Raw genomic sequence first — 942 nt, 5'->3', positions numbered from 1 at the left:
GGCGCGGAGGCGGCCCGCATCAGGGCGCTCGCCGTATCGGCCGTCTCCCGCAGGAGCGCGCTGAGTTCGGCGGCGATCGGCAGGTCGGGGGCGAGCGCGGACAGCGGGTCGGAGGCGGCCGGGCGCAGGACAGGGCGGGACTCAGGGGGGAGGGAGACGAGGGCGCCGCTCAAGTCCAGGCGTACGGGGGCTGGTTGAGGGCGTGCGGGTTTTGCTGTGGTTCGTTGGGGTGGGAGCGCCGGGATCACCTGCGCGCCGGCCGCCCACAACGCCGCTGCCACGCGCCGGAGTTGGGGCAGGCCCTCGCGGTGCGGGGAGTTGGCGGCGACCGTCAGGTGGTCCTTGGTGCCGAGGGTGTCGTCCACGAGGGAGCCGAGGCGGCCGGGGCCGACCTGGACGAAGACGTGGTGACCCGCGTCGTACAGGGCCTCGGTCAACTGGCGGAAGCGGACGGGCTCCAGGAGGTGGCGGACGAACAACGCCCGTACCGCCGCCGGGTCGTCGGGGAAGGGCGACGCTGTCGTGCCGGACCAGAGGGGGACCGTCGGGCGGTGCAGGCGGAAGCGGTTCGCGGCCTGTTCGATGGGGGCGAGGTGGGGGCGCAACATCGGGGTGTGGAAACCCGAACGGAACGGCAGGACCTGGCTGATGACACCACGGGCCCGGAAGGCGCGGACGAACTCCTCGACCGCCGCGTCCGGGCCGCACACCATCGACTGGCCGGGCGCGTTGTCGTGCGAGAGGACGACGTCCCTGTGCCCCGACTCGGCGATGGCGTCCAGGACTTGTCCGGCCGGCGCGCCGATCGCGCCGAACGCCAGGCCCGGGACGGTCAGCGAGGCGGGGTCGAACTCGGCCATGAACGCGTCCGCTTCGGCCGCGTCGTACAGGCCCGACGCGACCATCGCCGTCCACTCGCCGACGCTGTGCCCGGCGACCGCG

1 protein-coding gene is annotated in these 942 nt (G+C 74.1%); it reads right to left on the bottom strand.

Annotated elements, in window-relative coordinates; genetic code table 11:
- Window positions 1-942, bottom strand: a 942-nt coding sequence (locus AOK24_RS44480; RefSeq protein WP_240554430.1) for an acyltransferase domain-containing protein, incomplete at both ends; no start/stop codon positions are given.

The sequence above is a fragment of the Streptomyces niveiscabiei genome (genome assembly GCF_001419795.1).
Taxonomy (GTDB): Bacteria; Actinomycetota; Actinomycetes; order Streptomycetales; family Streptomycetaceae; genus Streptomyces; species Streptomyces niveiscabiei.
Note: the sequence above shows the minus strand (reverse complement) of the source record. Positions and strands in the feature narration are given on the sequence as shown.